Source organism: Flavobacterium cupreum, assembly GCF_003996965.1.
Taxonomy (GTDB): domain Bacteria; phylum Bacteroidota; class Bacteroidia; order Flavobacteriales; family Flavobacteriaceae; genus Flavobacterium; species Flavobacterium cupreum.
The window spans coordinates 1-415 of record NZ_QWDM01000091.1 but is presented as its reverse complement, the minus strand read 5'-3'; the positions used below and the strand labels follow the sequence as shown (position 1 = coordinate 415).

Below are 415 nucleotides of genomic sequence, written 5' to 3'. Positions count from 1 at the left end.
GGCGCCGCCAACGCGGGCGCCATCACGCTGAGCAACTCCGGCTCCATGCTGGTGCAGGGCAACGTCCAGACCAACGGCGGCGCCGTCAACCTCGCCTCCGACGCCGGGCTCGACGTGTCCGGCCAGATCGGCTCGAACGGCGGCGACATCAACCTGTCGGGCGGGACCGGCACGCTGTCGCTGACCGGCAGCTCGACGCTGCAGGCGGGCGCCGGCAATCTCACGCTGGCCGCGGCCACCGCGATCAGCCAGGTCCAGTCGTCTATGCTCGCCGGCAACAATCTGAGCCTCAACACCCAGGGCGCCGCCTTGCTGTCGGGCGCGGGCAACCTCGTCAATTCGTTGGCCGGCAGCGCCCAGACGCTTGGCTTCAACAACAACCAGGCGCTCACGCTGGGCTACTTCTCGAAGGGCC

1 protein-coding gene is annotated in these 415 nt (G+C 69.6%); it reads left to right on the top strand.

What is annotated here, in order from left to right; translation table 11 throughout:
* On the top strand, nucleotides 1-415 hold a 415-nt coding region (locus D0817_RS26755), incomplete at both ends, for a hypothetical protein (RefSeq protein ID WP_161568472.1).